This is a genomic window from Moritella viscosa (genome assembly GCF_900120065.1).
Classification (GTDB): domain Bacteria; phylum Pseudomonadota; class Gammaproteobacteria; order Enterobacterales; family Moritellaceae; genus Moritella; species Moritella viscosa.
Genome location: NZ_FPLG01000070.1, coordinates 1 through 1643, shown reverse-complemented (window position 1 = coordinate 1643; position 1643 = coordinate 1). Strand labels below are relative to the sequence as shown.

Below are 1643 nucleotides of genomic sequence, written 5' to 3'. Positions count from 1 at the left end.
AGATACTGCTTATTGTTCTGATAAGTTTTACACTAATGAGTGTATTTGGCCGAACGTATGTGAGTTGTGAAAATGGTAAAGCCTTGTCTTCATTGGTATAGGTTCTGTTGGTTGTTGCCATATTCAAGTCGACGGAAAAAGCGCCACTTGATTCCCCTAATTTAGTGAAAAATAACCCTTCATTTTAGCCCGTTCTAGCTAAGTTAATATATATAAATAAGCGCTTTAGTGACGTTCTTGTGTGCGCATGCTTCTGGTTATATGCAGTACGTAAGGCTGTATATTAACCTAATAAATCACATCTCCCCCCAAAAAAATAGCTACGCGGATCACGTTTGTACCTCTTTACTACTGATTTGTGTAGCGTGGTTGTAATCATTTTGTTACATTTTTGCGGTCGGGTTGATAGCGACTCAAGCAGCTAAAATTTAATATTTATAAGGACGTTATGATGAACTAAAAATTAAAACTATCATCATTTCAAAATCTTAAAAACTAAAACATCTCAATGGAGCCGCTGCGAGTGGGTCGTTCACATGATTGGATAAACTAATACCATAAAAGCTCACAGTAAAATTAGAGTTTAATTGGTAAGCACAGAAAGAATACTAATAGCTTAAATTAAATAACAATATTCCAAGGACGGATTTAGTAGTATGCGTCGAATTCTAAATGATCAAAACAGGGTGTTAAACAGCCAACTTTCCTTTCTCATGTCATCTATTTGTAAAAAAACAAGATATAGCAAAAAGGATAGAAAGGCTTCTTCCAAAAATTCATGGCCCCAAACCAATGAAGTTAACAATAATCCGAACTTATCGCTTTAAATGCCTCGATATGGCGGATATGTGGGCTTCCTAAATCCAAGGGAAGATATTGGTCTGAAGAAACCACGATTAAATATTTAAACAACAAAGGAATGTGAATATGAAAAACATCATTGAAAATAGAACAAGAACATTTGATTGGGCAGATCCTATGATTGGCGCTAAAAGCGCAATGAAAATGAGTGGTTACGACTATTTAAAAAGCATCGCTGATGGTGATCTTCCTATGCCACCAATTATGAGCTTGATGGGGGTCGATAATTGTGACGTAGATGAGGGTTATATGCGCTTTGAATTTAACGCAGAAGAATATCACTACAACACTATTGGTGGAGTACATGGCGGTGTATTTTCTACACTATTAGATTCTTGTATAAGCTGCGCAGTTCACACCACTTTGCCGCAGGGAGTAGGGTTTAGCACTATCGATCTAAAAGTAAACTTTATTCGACCAATTACGATCGAAACAGGCTTAGTCATTTGTGAAGGTAATGCAATTCACACAGGTAGAAAAACAGCAGTGGGTGAAGGACGCTTGCTAGACGCTTCAGGGAAGTTATTAGCGACAGCATCAGTAACTTGTTTGATACTAAGTTAAGTACATCGGGATTTAATTTTATGGATAGCAAGCAAGAACAAGTAACTCTATAAGATATTCGGCGCGCAATGCCAAAGAAGTATTTTGAATCCCTTTCTTACAGCATAATGATGAGAAATTGGTTTGGTATTCTGATAAAGAGTGGACACTGTTGAAAGGTAGCTTAACAACTATTGACCGTAACATCTCATGGTGGAACATTTTCTGCCACAACATCA

The 1643-nt window shown here is 36.9% G+C and carries 2 protein-coding genes; one reads left to right on the top strand and one right to left on the bottom strand.

Translation table 11 applies throughout. From position 1 onward, the window contains the following. The first annotated feature begins 927 nt into the window (after positions 1-927). Entirely contained in the window at positions 928-1425 is a 498-nt protein-coding gene (locus BT797_RS10140) for a PaaI family thioesterase (RefSeq protein ID WP_045111694.1), read from the top strand. 18 nt (positions 1426-1443) lie between these two features. On the opposite strand, the gene BT797_RS24090 is transcribed toward BT797_RS10140, so the two are convergent. Then, a partial coding sequence (locus tag BT797_RS24090) for a hypothetical protein (RefSeq protein ID WP_217653256.1) occupies positions 1444-1643 on the bottom strand: 200 nt, incomplete at its 5' end.